Raw genomic sequence first — 15403 nt, 5'->3', positions numbered from 1 at the left:
TGCGGGTCGGTGACCCCAAGACGCCAAACCGGTCTGCACACAACGACAGACCTTCCAAGAGAGGGCTGCGGCATTGCCGCAGCCCTTTTCGTTGGCAGCGCTTTTCGTTGGCAGCCTTTTTCCTTGGACGGCCCCAGGCGCGAAGCGGTTTCCTGATGCCGCAAAACACTTTATGGTGGCCCAAAGCCTCTGGCTGTTAACAAGTAATTTCGTAAAATCAAAGGCTTGCGGACCGAGTCCAGGCTCGGCCGGCCTTTGGAGGGCAGTTTGACTCGTTATATCTCGACCCGGGGCGAGGCCCCCGAACTCGGCTTCTGCGACGTGATGCTGACCGGGCTCGCTCGCGACGGCGGCCTGTATGTGCCGGCCACCTGGCCGCAACTCTCGCCTGACGCCATCGCCGGCTTTTTCGGGCGTCCCTATTGGGAGGTCGCGGTCGAGGTGATCCGCCCTTTCGTCGCCGGCGAGATCTCGGACGCCGAGCTCGGCCGTATGGCGAACGAGGCCTACGCCACCTTCCGCCATCCGGCGGTGGTGCCGCTGCGCCAGATGGCGCCGCACCAGTTCGTGCTGGAGCTGTTCCACGGCCCGACGCTCGCCTTTAAGGACGTGGCGATGCAGCTGATCTCGCGGCTGATGGACCACGTGCTCGCCCAGCGCGGCCAGCGCACCACCATCGTGGTCGCGACCTCGGGCGACACCGGCGGTGCTGCGGTCGACGCGTTCGCAGGACTCGAAAATGTCGATCTCATCGTGCTGTTCCCGCATGGCCGCATCTCCGAGGTGCAGCGGCGAATGATGACGACGACGGGCGCGGCCAACGTCCATGCGCTTGCCGTCGAGGGCAATTTCGACGATTGCCAGGCCCTCGTGAAGGCGATGTTCAACAACCATCGCTTCCGCGATGCGACGTCGCTGTCCGGCGTCAATTCCATCAATTGGGCGCGCATCGTCGCCCAAGTGGTCTACTATTTCACCTCCGCCGTTGCCGCCGGTGCACCCGCGCGCGCGGTGGACTTCGTCGTGCCGACCGGCAATTTCGGCGACATCTTCGCCGGCTATGTCGCCAAGCGCATGGGTCTTCCGGTGCGGACCCTGGGCATCGCCGCCAACGTCAACGACATCCTGGCGCGCACGCTGAAGACCGGGATCTACGAGGTGCGCGAGGTCCACGCGACGGCTTCGCCGTCGATGGACATTCAGATCTCCTCGAATTTCGAGCGGCTGCTGTTCGAGGCTGGCGGGCGCGATGCCGCCGGCGTGCGCCGTCTGATGGATTCACTGAAGCAATCGGGACGCTTCGTGCTGCCCGATGCGACGCTGGCCGCGATCCGCGAGGGGTTCGACGCAGGCCGGGCCGACGAGACCGAGACCGCGGCCGCGATCCGCGCCGCCTGGCGCGAGGCCGGCGAGCTGGTCGATCCCCACACCGCGGTCGCGCTTGCGGTCGCCGACCGCGACACCACGGACAGGACGGTTCCCAGCATCGTGCTGTCCACCGCCCATCCGGCCAAATTCCCCGATGCGGTCGAAGCGGCCTGCGGCCAGCGGCCGCAACTGCCGGCCTGGCTCGATGGTCTGATGACCAAATCCGAACACATGAAGGTGATGAAGAACGACCAGACCGAGGTCGAGCGGTTCGTGCTGTCGGTCAGCCGCGCCGCGAAACAGGGAGTTGCCGGATGAGCGTCGAGATTTCCAAGCTTGCGTCCGGCCTCACTGTCGTCACCGACAAGATGCCTCATCTCGAGACCGCGGCGCTCGGCGTCTGGGCCGGCGTCGGCGGGCGCGACGAGAAGCCCAACGAGCACGGCATCTCGCATCTTCTGGAACATATGGCATTCAAGGGCACGACGAAGCGCTCCTCGCGCGAGATCGTCGAGGAGATCGAGGCGGTCGGCGGCGACCTCAATGCCGGCACCTCGACCGAGACCACGTCCTATTATGCGCGGGTGCTGAAGGCCGACGTGCCGCTCGCACTCGACGTGCTCGCCGACATCCTGGCCAATCCCGCCTTCGAGCCCGACGAACTCGAGCGCGAGAAGAACGTCATCGTGCAGGAGATCGGCGCGGCGCAGGACACGCCTGACGACGTCGTGTTCGAGCATCTCAACGAGCTCTGCTATCCCGACCAGCCGATGGGCCGCTCGCTGCTCGGCACTGCGAAGACCTTGCGTGCCTTCAGCCGCGACTCGCTGCGCGACTATCTGTCGACGCACTACCGCGGCCCTGACATGGTGGTGGCGGCCGCCGGCGCGGTCGATCACAAGCAGGTGGTCGCCGAGGTCGAGCAGCGCTTTGCCAGTTTTGAGGGGACAGCGGGTCCCAAGCCGCAACCCGCACAATTCGGCAAGGGCGGCACCAAGGTGGTGCATCGCGAGCTCGAGCAGGCGCATCTGACCTTGGCCCTGGAGGGCGTGCCGCAGACCGATCTGTCGCTGTTCTCGCTCCAGGTCTTTACCAACATCCTCGGCGGCGGGATGTCGTCGCGGCTGTTCCAGGAGGTGCGCGAGAAGCGCGGCCTCTGTTACTCAATCTACTCGTTCCATGCCCCCTATACCGACACCGGCTTCTTCGGCCTCTACACCGGCACCGATCCGGCCGATGCGCCCGAGATGATGGAGGTCGTGGTCGACATCATGAATGATTCGGTCGAGACCCTGACCGAGGTCGAGATCGCGCGGGCCAAGGCGCAAATGAAGGCGGGGCTGCTGATGGCGCTGGAGAGCTGCTCGTCCCGCGCCGAGCAACTCGCCCGGCATGTGCTGGCCTATGGCCGGCCCCAGACCGCCGAGGAGCTGGTGGCCCGGATCGACGCCGTCAGCGTCGAATCGACCCGGGATGCGGCGCGTGCGCTGCTTTCGCGCAGCCGCCCTGCGGTTGTCGCATTGGGCAGTGGCAGGGGTCTGGACACGGCGGTGTCTTTTGCGGAAGGATTGACCCGGGCACGCGCCAAGGCGCGGCTGCATTAGGAGCCGCGCACGGGTTGATCCGCCCCGGGAAGCATCACCATGGCCCTCTTTCGCCTGCCATCCAGTGGACCCGCCGCTCTCGCGCCGCGCGGCAACGGCCTGTTGCTACGCGCGCCTCAGATGTCGGACTTCCTGCAATGGGCCCATCTGCGCGAGTCCAGCCGCGATTACCTGACCCCCTGGGAGCCGATCTGGCCGTCGGATGATCTCACCCGCTCCGGTTTCCGCCGCCGCCTGCGCCGCTATTCCGAGGACATCGCCGCGGACCGGTCCTATCCCTTTCTGATCTTCCGGGAGCTCGACGGCGCCATGGTCGGCGGCATCACGCTCGCCAATGTCCGCCGCGGCATCGTCCAGGCCGGCACCATCGGCTATTGGGTCGGCAAGCCCCACGCCCAGCGCGGCTACATGACGGCCGCGCTGCGGGTGCTGCTGCCGACGCTGTTCGGGGAGCTCAATCTGCACCGGGTCGAGGCCGCTTGCATCCCGACCAATGCGCCCTCGATCCGGGTGCTGGAGAAGTGCGGTTTCTCCCGCGAGGGGCTGGCGCGCCGGTATCTCTGCATCAACGGGGTCTGGCAGGACCATTTGCTGTTCGGCCTGCTGCACGAGGATTTCCGCGGCTGAGCCCGTTGATTGATGCGGCCAAAGTCTCCTTGTTTGCTGCCTTGGGTTCGCCGGTTTTGACGATATAACGGCGCAACCCGGCCGGTGATCGGTCGGGATGTCGTCAGGAGTATGGGTGTTGATGGTGCAGGAGCTTCGGTCATCGCGGAATGCGTTGCGGCGGGGGGCGGCGGTCGCGCTGGCGTTGTCAGTTGCGCTCGTCTCCATCTCGCCGGTCGCGGCGCAGTCGCTGACCGATCGATTCAAGGGCCTGTTCGGCGGCAAGTCGGACGAGCCGGCCCAACCCAAGCCGGCGCCTGCGCCGGGCCAGCCGGCGGCTGATGACGATCTTGATTGCCCGCAGGTCACGGTGCGTGCCGGAGCCTCCACCTACGCGGTCGGTGCCACCGGGAAGCCGGCCGTCGGCAACGAGATCCGCTTCCAGGCCACCATCACCAAGATGGCGCGCGAATGCGCCCGCAATGGCGGCGATATCACGGCCCGGATCGGCATCCAGGGCCGCGTCATTGCCGGACCCGCCGGCGCGCCTGCGAGCGTCGAGGTGCCGCTGCGCGTCGCCGTGGTGCAGGGCGGCGTCGGCGAGAAGGTGATCGCTTCCAAGGCCTACCGGACCACGGTCGGAATGTCGGAGGGCGGCAGCGTGCCGTTCACCTTCGTGGCCGAGGATCTGGTCTACCCGATGCCTTCGGCCAAGGACGCCGATAGCTACATCTTCTATGTCGGCTTCGATCCGCAGGCGCTGTCGCCCGAGCCGAAGGCGCGGGCGAAGAAGAAGTAACCACGTCAAGATAGTCGTCATGCCCCGCGAAGGCGGGGCATCCAGTACGCCGCGGCTTCTCGATCTATCAGGGCTGTCTCTGGAATACTGGATCGCCCGCCTTCGCGGGCGATGACATCAGATTTGCCGATGCAGTGCCCGACAAACAAAAAAGCCGGCGCTGATCGCGCCGGCTTTTTGATTGGTGAAGGCAAGATCTCTCAGTTCAGCTTCTGCCTGACTTCGGTGATGCCCTTGGCGAGCAGATCGTCGGCGACCTGGCCCCTGACCGACTTCGACAGGATCGTGGAGGCGGCCTGGACGGCGGCTTCGGCCGCTGCGGCGCGAACATCGGCCACCGCCTGAGCCTCGGCGAGCGCGATCTTGCCCTCCGCGGTCTTGGTGCGGCGAGCGACGAAATCTTCCACCTTGGCCTTGGCCTCGGTTGCGATGCGCTCGGCTTCGCTCTTCGCGTTGGCGATGATGTCGGCGGCCTCGCGTTCGGCCGAGGCGGTGCGCGCCTTGTAGTCGGCGAGCACCTTGGCGGCTTCCTGCTTGAGGCGCGTCGCGTCGTCGAGCTCGGCCTTGATGCGATCGGCGCGATGGTCGAGCGCAGTCATGGCCTTCTTGAAGACCCCGAGATAGCCGAACACGACCATCAGGATCACGAAGGCGATGGCGACCCAGGTTTCAGGATCGAAGAACATATCGATTAACCCTTCAAGGACGCATCAACGGCGGCATTGACCAATGCCGCGTCCGGAACCACGCCCGTGAGCTGCTGCACGATGGTGCCTGCCGCATCGGCCGCGATGCCGCGGACGTTGCTCATGGCGGTCGCACGGGTCGAGGCGATGGTCTTCTCTGCCTCGGCGAGCTTGGCCGCCAGTTGCTCTTCCAAGGCCTTGCGCTCGGCGTCCGCCTGCGCATTCGCCTTGTCGCGGGATTCGTTGCCGATGGCCTGCGCGCGCGAGCGTGCCGAAGCAAGCTCGTTTTCATAGGCCTTCAGCGCCGCTTCGGACTGGTCCTTCAGCTTCTGCGCTTCGGCGAGGTCGCCCTCGATCTTGTTCTGACGCGCCTCGATCGCACCGCCGACGCGCGGCAGAGCGAGCTTGGACACGATCACGTAAAGCGCGACGAAGAAGATCGCGAGCGACACCAGCTGTGAAGCATAAGTGCCGCTCTCGAACGGCGGAAAACCGCCACCGTGACCGCCTTCGGACCCGGTGTGGGCGCCCGCCGCCGGACTTTTCGCCCCGCCATGACTTTCAGCCATGGAGTACTCCTGTTGCAGTCATGCGCGTCGCCTCGGTTGAAGCGGCGCGAAAAATCGTTCTCAGAGCGGAACGAACAGCAGCAGCAGCGCGATCAGCAGCGAGAAAATGCCGAGCGCTTCGGTCACGGCGAAGCCGAAGATCAGATTGCCGAACTGGCCCTGAGCGGCCGAGGGGTTGCGAACGGCCGCGGCGAGGTAGTTGCCGAAGATCACGCCGACGCCGACGCCCGCGCCGCCCATGCCGATGCATGCGATGCCCGCGCCGATAAGTTTTGCTGCTGCCGGATCCATTTTAGACTCCTTGGAAGAAAGATTGGGTTTTGGGTGGAAATTCCCCGGACCGCTCAGTGTCCCGGATGAATGGCGTCGTTGAGGTAGATGCAGGTCAGGATCGCAAACACATAGGCTTGCAGGAACGCGACCAGAATCTCGAGAGCGTACAGCGCGACCGTGAGCGCCAGCGGCAGCACGCCGCCGACCCAGCCAAGGGCGCCGAGCGAGAAGCCGAGCATGGCGACGAAGCCCGCGAACACCTTCAGCGCGATGTGGCCGGCCAGCATGTTGGCGAACAGACGGACGCTGTGGGAAACCGGCCGCAGGAAGAACGACAGGATCTCGATGAACATCACCAGCGGCAGGATGTAGCCGGGGACCCCGTGGGGCACGAAGATCGAGAAGAATTTAAGGCCGTTCTTGGCAATGCCGTAGATCAGGACCGTGAAGAAGACCAGCAGCGCGAGCGCCGCGGTGACGATCAGATGGCTCGAGATCGTGAAGGTGTAGGGGATAATGCCGACCAGGTTCGAAACGCAGATGAACATGAACAGCGAGAAGATCAGCGGGAAGAACTTCATGCCTTCCGCGCCGGCGGTCGAGCGGATGGTGGAGGCGACGAACTCGTAGGAGATCTCGGCGACCGACTGCAGCCGGCCGGGAACCAGCTGCGTGCCGCTGGCGAGCATCAGGATCGAGATGATCGCGACCGCCACCAGCATGTAGAGCGACGAGTTGGTGAAGGCGATCGTGTGGTTGCCGATATGGCCCAGGGTGAAGAGAGGCTCGATGTTGAACTGGTGGATCGGATCGATTTTCATCAGCGCGGCATCTCTTGGTCTGCCGGGCGATGCCGGCGGGTCTCGGTCTGCCGGTCGGGCCCGGCCCGTACCGGCACGAGCCGGCACGATCATTCCTCTCCTGGTGTGGACCGCCTAAGAACCACCGCGCCTGTTTTGACCCGCGCCTGCCGTTCTCACCACATTCACCACGCCGGCGACGAAGCCCAGCAGCAGGAACACGATGAATCCGAAAGGCGACGTCGACAGCAAGCGGTCGAAACCCCAGCCAATCCCCGCTCCGACAACGACCCCGGCGACCAACTCGGAGGATAACCGAAAACCAAGCGCCATCGCCGAGGCTCTGGCCGCTCTGTCCTCACCGTCACCTGCGGGTTGCTCGGTCTTGACGTGGCGGCCGCGAAATTCGGACAACCGCTGATCAAGATTTCCGAGCCGTTCGGAAAGCGCAGCTTCCTCGGGCGATCTATCGCGATCTCCATTCTCGCCGTGTCCCGTGCCCTGTGTCATGCAACGAAGACCCGAAACGCCGCGGTTGAATGGAAATTACGCCCGCCACCCTCAAAAGCCGCGTGGACCATACTGATGGCCCATAATCAAGTCAAGCCAAGTCACGATTGTGTCCATTCCTGTTATGTATTTGATTTATCTTACAATATCGGCGCGGGCGGCAGCGCTGCACACAGCGTGACGCCGCACCGCAGCAGGTCTCCGCTGGATCGGCGGATGCCGTCGCCATTTCGCCCGGCTGCCGGGATCAAAGGGGGCGCCGTGATCGTTCATGTCAAAGGCGCGTTTTGGGCGGCGGATCGCCTCGCCGGGGTGTAGAATTGCGAGACGTGCCACCTTTATGAGCGCCATCTTTGGACGTGCTACCTGCGCGTCGTGGCGGAGAACGCGATGAGAGCAGCGAATTCATCCACAGCATCATGGCTGGCGGCGGCGGCGTTCGCCGCGGTGTTGACCATCAGCGGCGGCTGCCTCGTCGCGCAATCCGCGCCCGACAGCGAAAACGGCCGCTACAGCATGACGCCCATCCCCGAGGGGGTGCTGCGGCTCGACAGCCGCACCGGCACGGTGTCGACCTGCACCCGCAGCGGCGCCGGCTGGGCCTGCTACGCGGTGCCCGATGAACGTACCGCGCTCGACGCCGAGATCGGCAGGCTCCAGGCCGAAGTCGAGACGCTGAAGGGACGGCTTGCGGCGGGGCCGACCGTGTCAGGCAAGATCGACGAGGCGCTGCCGAAAACGGATCCGCTCAAGAAGGCGGAGCCGCAAGCACCAAAGGCCGCCGAGGGCGAGCGCAGGATCGAGATCCCGCTGCCGAGCGACCAGGACGTCGATCGCGTGATGTCATTCCTGGAAAGGGCCTGGCGCCGGCTGATCGACATGGCCAACCGCGTGCAGAAGGACGTGTCGGGGAAGATTTAGCACGTGGCGAGATGCGGTAGGGTGGGCAAGGCCGCGACGCGCCGTGCCCACCATTTTTGTTTTCGTTGCGTGAGTCGGTGGGCACGCTTCGCTTTGCCCACCTATGGCAGCTTTCCGAATTGAGAGAGTGATGATGACATCAGCCAAATCCATCACGCGCTCGGCGCCATCGTCGGTGCAAGCCACCACCATCGCATCGTCGCTGCTGACCGTGCAGACGCCCGGCCGCGGCTTCACCGATCTCACCGCTGAAGCTGCGAAGTTCGTGGCGGAGGCAGGCGCGCGAGACGGCGCGTTGACGCTGTTCGTTCGTCACACCTCCGCATCGCTGACGATCCAGGAGAACGCCGACCCTTCCGTGCTCGTGGATCTCACCACGGCTCTGTCCCGGCTCGCGCCCGAGAACGCCGGCTGGACGCATGATGCCGAGGGACCGGACGACATGCCGGCGCACGTCAAGACAATGCTGACCCAGACTTCGCTTCATGTGCCGGTCCTGAGCGGCAAGCTCGCGCTTGGCACCTGGCAGGCGATCTATCTGATCGAGCATCGCGCCCGCCCGCACCGGCGCGAGGTGGTGCTGCAATTCCTCGGTAGCAATCAGTAGGCCAAAACAAAACCGGCCGCGGAGACCGCGGCCGGTTGGTGTTGATCTCGATCTGCGTCGATCAGGTCGACTTGATATCGACGTCCTTGGTCTCCGGCAGGAAGAACAAGCCGATCACGACGGTAATCGACGCGAAGATGACCGGATACCAGAGGCCCGCATAGATATCGCCCGTCGAGGCCACGATCGCGAAGGCGGTCGCCGGCAGCAGGCCGCCGAACCAGCCGTTACCGATGTGGTAGGGCAGCGACATCGAGGTGTAGCGGATGCGGGTCGGGAACAGTTCGACCAGCATCGCGGCAATCGGGCCGTACACCATGGTGACGAAGAGCACCAGGACGAACAGCAATCCGACGACCGCGGCCACCTGCGGACGGAAGATGTCGAACGGATGCGCCATCTTCACGATGCCCGCATCTCCGGCCTTCGGATAGCCGGCTCCCTGCACGGCGGCGAGCACTGCCGGATTGCCGTCCTTGGCGTTGGCGTAGGGAACTTCCTTGCCGTTGACCATCACCTTCACGCCGGAGCCTGCCGCACCTGGCGTGGTCGAGTACTTGACCGACGACTGCGACAGGTAGGCACGTGCCGTGTCGCAAGGCGAGGTGAAGACGCGGGTGCCGACCGGATTGAACAAGTCGCCGCAACCTGCGGGATCTGCCACCACGTCGACCTTGACCGACTCGATCGCCTTTTCCAGCGCCGGGTTGGCATTGGTGGTGATCATCTTGAAGATCGGGAAGAAGGTCAGCGCCGCGATCAGGCAGCCGCCGAGGATGATCGGCTTGCGGCCGATCTTGTCGGAGAGCACGCCGAACACGATGAAGAAGCCGGTCCCGAGCAGGAGCGACCAGGCGATCAGCAGGTTGGCGGTGTAGCCGTCGACCTTGAGGATCGATTGCAGGAAGAACAGCGCGTAGAATTGGCCAGTGTACCAGACCACGCCTTGGCCCATCACGCCGCCAAACAGCGCCAGCAGCACGAGCTTGCCGTTCTGCCAGTTGCCGAAGGCTTCCGTCAGCGGGGCCTTCGAGCTCTTCCCCTCGTCCTTCATCTTCTGGAAGATCGGGGATTCGTTGAGGCGAAGCCGGATCCAGACCGAAACGCCGAGCAGCAGCACGGAGACCAGGAACGGAATGCGCCAGCCCCATGCCGCGAAGTCGGGTTCGCCGAGCGCGGAGCGCGTGAACAGGATCACCAGCAGCGACAGGAACAGGCCGAGCGTCGCCGTGGTCTGGATGAAGGAGGTGTAGTAACCGCGCTTGCCGTTCGGAGCATGCTCCGCGACGTAGGTGGCCGCACCGCCATATTCACCGCCGAGCGCGAGGCCCTGGGCGAGACGCAGCGCGATCAGGATGATCGGGGCCGCGATGCCGATGGTGGCAGCGTTGGGCAGCAGGCCGACGATGAAAGTCGACAGACCCATGATCAGGATGGTGACGAGGAAGGTGTATTTGCGGCCGACGATGTCGCCGACACGGCCGAACACGATCGCGCCGAACGGGCGCACCAGGAAGCCGGCCGCGAAGGCCAGCAGCGCGAAGATGTCGCGGGTTGCCGGCGGATAGGCCGAGAAGAACTGCGCGCCGATGATGCCGGCCAGCGAACCGTAGAGATAGAAGTCGTACCACTCGAAGACGGTACCGAGCGAGGAGGCGAGAATGACGAACCGTTCGTCCTTCGTCATCCCTCCCGCGCCTGCTTGAGACACAGCCATTGTCGACATGTTGAGTCGCTCCCCGAAAAATCGTTTCCTCGCGCCCTGGATGTCCGGTCATGCCGGATCAACCCAAGCCTTGCCCCCAAGGTAACATTGGCGTGAAACCCGCCCCAATACGACTTTCGGCCTTTCACACTGACGCTCGCCTGACACTGCGAGCCTTCCATCCGGCAACATAGTGCCGGCCTGTGGATTAACCCCGTTGCCGCAAAGGGATAATGTCCACTTGCATGCCACGGCTGGTCGGGAAAGAATTGACCAGGGCCCCGCGCCGGCTTACTGGCCCGGTGCGATTGCCAGCAAGAGAACGATGAACGCTCCCTCGACCCATCTCATCATTGCCGATGACCACCCATTGTTCCGCGACGCGTTGCGGCAGGCGGTGACGGGCGTCCTGAGCTCGGCCAGGATCGACGAGGCTGGATCGTTCGAGGATCTGACCAAGCTTTTGGAACAGACCTCCGACGTCGACCTGATCCTGCTCGACCTGTCGATGCCCGGGATCTCCGGCTTTTCCGGCCTGATCTATCTGCGCGCGCAATATCCGGCTATTCCGGTGGTGATCGTCTCGGCGTCCGACGACAGCGCCACCATCCGCCGCTCGCTCGACTTCGGCGCCTCCGGGTTCATCCCGAAGCGCTTCGGCGTCGACACCTTGCGCGACGCGATCCTCAAGGTAATGGAGGGCGACGTCTGGGTTCCCGCCGACACTGATCTGTCGGCAGTCGCCGACCCCGACATGACGCGCCTGCGCGACCGGCTGGTGACGCTGACGCCGCAGCAGGTCCGGGTTCTGATGATGCTGTCGGAGGGATTGCTCAACAAGCAGATCGCCTATGAGCTCGGCGTCTCCGAGGCCACCATCAAGGCGCATGTCTCGGCGATCCTGCAAAAGCTCGGCGTCGAAAGTCGGACCCAAGCCGTGATCGCCGCCGCGAAAATCGCCGGCGGCCAATGGAAGCAGGGTACCCCGACGGGGTGAGCCTGTAGCGAGCGCCTCTCGCAGCCTGTAGCCCGGATGAGCGAAGCGACATCCGGGACCGCTAGTGCGGCTAGCTAGCGAAAACCCCGGATATAGCTTCGCTCATCCGGGCTACCGGACCTCCTCTGTGTCGCCCCCGTCAATCCGCCGCCGCAAAAATATTCCACTTTACCGAAATTCGGAAATGGCGTATGTGTCGCGCATCCCGGCTCATCCTTGAGGGGCGATCTTGTGGTCGTCATGTTCGCGAGCCGGGCTTGCGGTGGACGCGGCAGCGTTCGGGTGCGAGAGGCCAAGGGCAGGGCGGATTGCTCTCCGTGAGCCCAAGGCTGCGTTCCGACGAGCGGCGCTGCTAGGCTTCGTCTCGTCTGTAAGTTTCCGGCTCCGTCGACAGGGCTGGAAAAACTGCGGCGAAATGGCGAGCCGTGCGTACGGCAAAACCGTGTGGTCCTGGCCGTCGTTGCTACGGTCAAGCCCTGGCGAATGCGGCATCCGCGTCAACCGGCGCGGTGCCGGTGACTTTCGTTGGGACGAGGGAGGCCAAAAGGAACTCGGCTCCCGGGAGAGCACGGCATAAGCCGTCCAACCATCGCGCAGGGAAGGCCGAGTGATTGGCTACACCTGTATGCTGCTGTGCGGTTTCCTTGCGCTACATTTTCGCGCAGCGGACCGCGGGTGCCAGCCGGCACCCGGCCTTCCCTGCGCCCTCTTGGCTTTGAGGGTGGAATGACCAGGCAAAGCTCGGGCGAAACGCGCCGCGAGGACGCGAAGGCATGTCTGCAAGTTGAACCTGAATTGGAGGATGGCGATGCTGCCCTTTGCTCCGTCATTGCGAGCGTAGCGAAGCGTTCCAGCGTCCTACCGCGGAGAGATTCTGGATTGCTTCGCTGCGCTCGCAATGACGCTTTGAGAGAGTGCGCGCCTCACTCCGCACCAGAGTCCGCGTCACAATGTTTGCAACAACTTCTCGGCAGCCTTGATATCCGCTGTTTCCGAGCCCTGGGCGAAGCCTTCATACGCCAATTGAAGCCACCGCTTCGCTTCCTCGCGCCGGCCGCGTTCGACAAGGAGACCGGCGAGATCGATCGCGGCCCGCAGCTCCCAGGCCTTGGCACCTTTGCGACGACTCAATGCCAGTGATTGCACGAAATGGGCTTCCGCTTGATCGGCCTCGGGCTGGGCTCTGGCCAAGAGAACCCTGCCCTTCATGCGCAGCAGCTCGGGCATGTACAGATGATCGCCGCTTTGCTCGACGAGGCGGATCGCGTCGTCGAGCAGGCGCGCGCTCCGCTCGATCTGCCCAAGCGTCATCAAGCCCTGAACAAGCGCGATGTTGAACGTCGTGGTGAGCAACTCGTAACCGGCATCGTGGAGCTCACGCAGACACGTCCCGATCGTCTCGACGCCTTCGGCGGCATTGCCGCGCTGGATCGCCAGCTCGCCTTTGACGCCGCGGCCGACCGCAAGATAGGGCCCCATGGAGCGCGATTCGGCATGGGCGATGAAGCGGTCGATGTTCTCTTCCGCGGCATCGAGGTCTCCGCTCCAGAGATCGATCGAGACCGCCCAGATCAACGCAATGCAGAGCGTGATCGGATGGTCCATCTGGGCGGCCTCGACGACCGTCTGCCGGGCCAGTTGCATCGCATCCGCGGGGCGGCCCTGCAACCAAAACTCGCGCGCGAGCGAGATGCCGGCCCGGTTGCGGTGATCGAAGCCATAGACGGTGCTGATCCGTTCCGTGCCCGGCTTATGCCAGGCGGTCTCCAGCATCGTCAACGCGTCGCGATGCTCGCCGGCAAGATGCAAGGAGACACCGAGGAGCGAATGGGCGAGGGCGAGGGAGGCGGCATCGCCGAGTGTCCCGGCGACCGTGAGGCTTTGCTGCGCATAGCCGAGCGCGGCGTCGAACTGTCCCATCCGCTCGTGGAAGATATGCATGCGCCCGAGCAGCTGGAGCTGGTTCGGCGCGTCGCCGCGCGCCTCGGCGATCGCAAGGCTTCGGCTCAACGCGGCACGCGCCGCTTCGCTGCCGCCGCGCGTGAACATCAAGGTCAGTCCGAGCGCGGCCTGGATGTGCATTTCCTCGGCGCCGCCGCGCGAGGAAGGATCGAGCGCAAGCAGCGCCCGTTCAGACCAGCGCCGGCACTCGACCAGCAACGACATCGCGAGAAAAATTGGCGCTGCAGCTGCGGCCAGTGCAATGCCGATGCTGGCATCGCCGTCCGTGCCAAAACACCAGTCCAGCGCCGCGCGCACGTTGTGAAGCGCGGAGAAGTGGATCGCGCGCTCGTCGGCGCTCGGCACCGTGGCCCATGTCGTGCCGGCCTGCTCCAGCCATTGCCGGTAATAGGTCGCGTGGCGGGCGGCGAGCGCCGCGTCATCAGGTTCGATCTCGAGCAGATAGGCGCGCGTCGTGTCGAGCAGACGGTAACGCATCATGGCGCCAATCGGCCGCGCCGCGACCATCGACTTGGCCACCAGGCCGTCGATGGCATCGAACAGGCGGGAGCGGTCGACGCGTTCGTCCGGCACGATCTCGAGTGCGGCGTCGATAGTGAAGTGACCGGCGAAAACCGCGAGCCTGCGCAGCACGAGACGTTCGATATCGGACAAGAGCCCGTAGCTCCATGCCAGCGTCGCCTGCAACGTCTTCTGTCGCGGCGGCGCCGTGCGCTGGCCCTGCCAGAGCAGATTGAGGCGCTCGTCGAGCAGTGCCGCGGTCTGCTCCAGGCCGTAGGCTTCGACCCGGCCGGCGGCGAGTTCGATTGCCAGCGCCATGCCGTCCAGCTTGCGGCAGATCCCGGCGACGATCGCTGCATTGGCATCGTCGAGCGCGATCTGCGCGCCACCGGCCGTGGCACGTTCGAGGAAGAGTTGAAGTGCAGGATAAGTCTGCGCCGCGGCCGCCGTCAGACCGGGATGGTCGGGCGGAACGGCAAGCGGCGCCAGCCGATACACCTGCTCGCCCTCGACCCGCAGGGCTTCGCGGCTCGTCGCCAGAATGTAGATATTCGGTGCGGCGTGGAAGATCTCGGCGGCCAGCGGGGCCGCGGCTGCGATGACGTGTTCGCAATTGTCGAGGATCAGCAGCATCCGCTTGTCCCGGAGATGCGCGAGCAGCGCAGGCAGGGGATCGTCGGTTTGCGCCGGCAAGCCCAGCATCAGCAGGATCGAGGTGATCACGAGATCGGGATCGCTCAGCGCGGCAAGATCGACGAAATGTGCGGCGTCGGAGAATGTCGCGAGCAGATCGTGAGCGATGGCAACGGCAACGGCGGTCTTGCCGACACCGCCCGGGCCGACGATCGTGACGAAGCGCGAGCGGATCAGCCTGTCGGAGACGGCGGCGACCGCATCGTCGCGCCCGACCATTCGTTGCAGCCGGTTCGGCAGTTTGACGGGCGGCAATTCCGTTCGCGCTACGGTGCGCCGATCTGCCGCGATAGCCGCCTGCGAGATCGGCGCCACGAAGCAATAGCCGCGGCCGGAGAGCGTCGTGATGTAGCGGGCACCGTCCCTGCCGTCGCCAAGGGCCTTGCGAAGCGCCGCGACGTGAAAGCGCAGATTGGCGTCCTCGACTGTCATGCCGGGCCACACCAGCGCCATCAGATCATACTTGCTGACGACCTGGTTCGGCCGCGACATCAGCGCGAGCAGCGTGTCGAAGGCCTTTGCACCGAGCGGCAGCGCGACGCCGTCGCGCATGACGAGTCTTTCGTGCGGCGTCACAGTGAATGGCCCAAACGAGAGGGTTCCCGTTGCGGTGCCGGCCGGCTCGGTCATGGCGGAATCCTGATCTTTTGGAACGGACCGGATAGCCAGATGATCGCAATCCGGCAAGGCCGTCCCACGCCGCGATCGGACCGCGGATGCAGGTCCTGTGAGGCGCGCGAACCGAGACCTCACAACTTCTCACAAGTCCCAACGGGTGTGTCGCGGCAGCCGCTGCTAGTGA

Annotated in this window: 14 protein-coding genes; 7 read left to right on the top strand and 7 right to left on the bottom strand. The window is 64.8% G+C overall.

Translation table 11 applies throughout. The features are described 5' to 3' along the window. Nucleotides 1-267: 267 nt before the first annotated feature. The 4 genes from thrC (at nucleotide 268) to IVA93_RS33710 (ending at nucleotide 4377) form a co-directional block, all read left to right on the top strand. On the top strand, nucleotides 268-1686 hold the full coding sequence (thrC, locus tag IVA93_RS33725) for a threonine synthase (protein ID WP_018459997.1): 1419 nt from the start codon (nucleotides 268-270) through the stop codon (nucleotides 1684-1686). Continuing rightward, complete coding sequence (locus IVA93_RS33720; RefSeq protein ID WP_007599446.1) at nucleotides 1683-2972, top strand: M16 family metallopeptidase; 1290 nt, start codon at nucleotides 1683-1685, stop codon at nucleotides 2970-2972. Before thrC ends, IVA93_RS33720 begins: the two co-directional genes overlap by 4 nt. A 39-nt stretch (nucleotides 2973-3011) precedes the next feature. Continuing rightward, nucleotides 3012-3599 carry a GNAT family N-acetyltransferase gene (locus tag IVA93_RS33715; protein ID WP_007599447.1) on the top strand — a complete coding sequence of 196 codons (588 nt, stop codon included), beginning with the start codon at nucleotides 3012-3014 and terminating at the stop codon, nucleotides 3597-3599. 121 nt (nucleotides 3600-3720) lie between these two features. Further along, the gene (locus IVA93_RS33710) at nucleotides 3721-4377 is read left to right on the top strand and encodes a hypothetical protein (RefSeq protein ID WP_018459996.1); all 657 of its coding nucleotides are present in this window, start codon (nucleotides 3721-3723) and stop codon (nucleotides 4375-4377) included. Between the two features lie 200 nt (nucleotides 4378-4577). Here IVA93_RS33710 and IVA93_RS33705 read toward each other — a convergent pair whose 3' ends face one another. The 5 genes from IVA93_RS33705 to IVA93_RS33685 all read right to left on the bottom strand — a co-directional run bounded on the left by IVA93_RS33705 (nucleotide 4578) and on the right by IVA93_RS33685 (nucleotide 7215). Further along, a complete protein-coding gene (locus IVA93_RS33705) occupies nucleotides 4578-5063 on the bottom strand; it encodes a F0F1 ATP synthase subunit B family protein (protein WP_018459995.1) in 486 nt (161 codons plus the stop codon). 5 nt (nucleotides 5064-5068) lie between these two features. Further along, on the bottom strand, nucleotides 5069-5632 hold the full coding sequence (locus tag IVA93_RS33700; RefSeq protein ID WP_018459994.1) for a F0F1 ATP synthase subunit B family protein: 564 nt from the start codon (nucleotides 5630-5632) through the stop codon (nucleotides 5069-5071). A gap of 60 nt (nucleotides 5633-5692) precedes the next feature. Continuing rightward, entirely contained in the window at nucleotides 5693-5923 is a 231-nt protein-coding gene (locus IVA93_RS33695) for a F0F1 ATP synthase subunit C (protein WP_007599451.1), read from the bottom strand. A gap of 53 nt (nucleotides 5924-5976) precedes the next feature. Further along, nucleotides 5977-6726, bottom strand: coding sequence for a F0F1 ATP synthase subunit A (locus IVA93_RS33690; protein WP_018459993.1), 750 nt, complete (start codon nucleotides 6724-6726; stop codon nucleotides 5977-5979). 114 nt (nucleotides 6727-6840) lie between these two features. Further along, on the bottom strand, nucleotides 6841-7215 hold the full coding sequence (locus tag IVA93_RS33685; protein WP_018459992.1) for an AtpZ/AtpI family protein: 375 nt from the start codon (nucleotides 7213-7215) through the stop codon (nucleotides 6841-6843). A gap of 390 nt (nucleotides 7216-7605) precedes the next feature. On the opposite strand from IVA93_RS33685, the gene IVA93_RS33680 reads away from it, so the two are divergent. Then, nucleotides 7606-8136 (top strand): hypothetical protein, encoded by a 531-nt coding sequence (locus IVA93_RS33680; RefSeq protein ID WP_026233920.1) that lies wholly within the window; start codon nucleotides 7606-7608, stop codon nucleotides 8134-8136. Between the two features lie 133 nt (nucleotides 8137-8269). Further along, nucleotides 8270-8743, top strand: a complete 474-nt coding sequence (locus tag IVA93_RS33675; RefSeq protein ID WP_026233919.1) for a secondary thiamine-phosphate synthase enzyme YjbQ — start codon at nucleotides 8270-8272, stop codon at nucleotides 8741-8743. Between the two features lie 61 nt (nucleotides 8744-8804). Here IVA93_RS33675 and IVA93_RS33670 read toward each other — a convergent pair whose 3' ends face one another. Further along, nucleotides 8805-10430, bottom strand: coding sequence for an MFS transporter (locus IVA93_RS33670; protein ID WP_018459988.1), 1626 nt, complete (start codon nucleotides 10428-10430; stop codon nucleotides 8805-8807). A gap of 343 nt (nucleotides 10431-10773) precedes the next feature. Here IVA93_RS33670 and IVA93_RS33665 point away from each other — a divergent pair, with 343 nt between their 5' ends. Further along, entirely contained in the window at nucleotides 10774-11445 is a 672-nt protein-coding gene (locus IVA93_RS33665) for a response regulator transcription factor (protein ID WP_018459987.1), read from the top strand. 945 nt (nucleotides 11446-12390) lie between these two features. On the opposite strand, the gene IVA93_RS33660 is transcribed toward IVA93_RS33665, so the two are convergent. After that, a complete protein-coding gene (locus IVA93_RS33660) occupies nucleotides 12391-15231 on the bottom strand; it encodes an ATP-binding protein (protein ID WP_018458155.1) in 2841 nt (946 codons plus the stop codon). Between the last annotated feature and the right edge of the window lie 172 nt (nucleotides 15232-15403).

Origin of the sequence: Bradyrhizobium sp. 155 (genome assembly GCF_023101105.1) — a bacterium.
Taxonomy (GTDB): Bacteria; Pseudomonadota; Alphaproteobacteria; order Rhizobiales; family Xanthobacteraceae; genus Bradyrhizobium; species Bradyrhizobium canariense_D.
The sequence above is the reverse complement of the archived record's forward strand: the minus strand, read 5'-3'. Positions and strand labels throughout refer to the sequence as shown.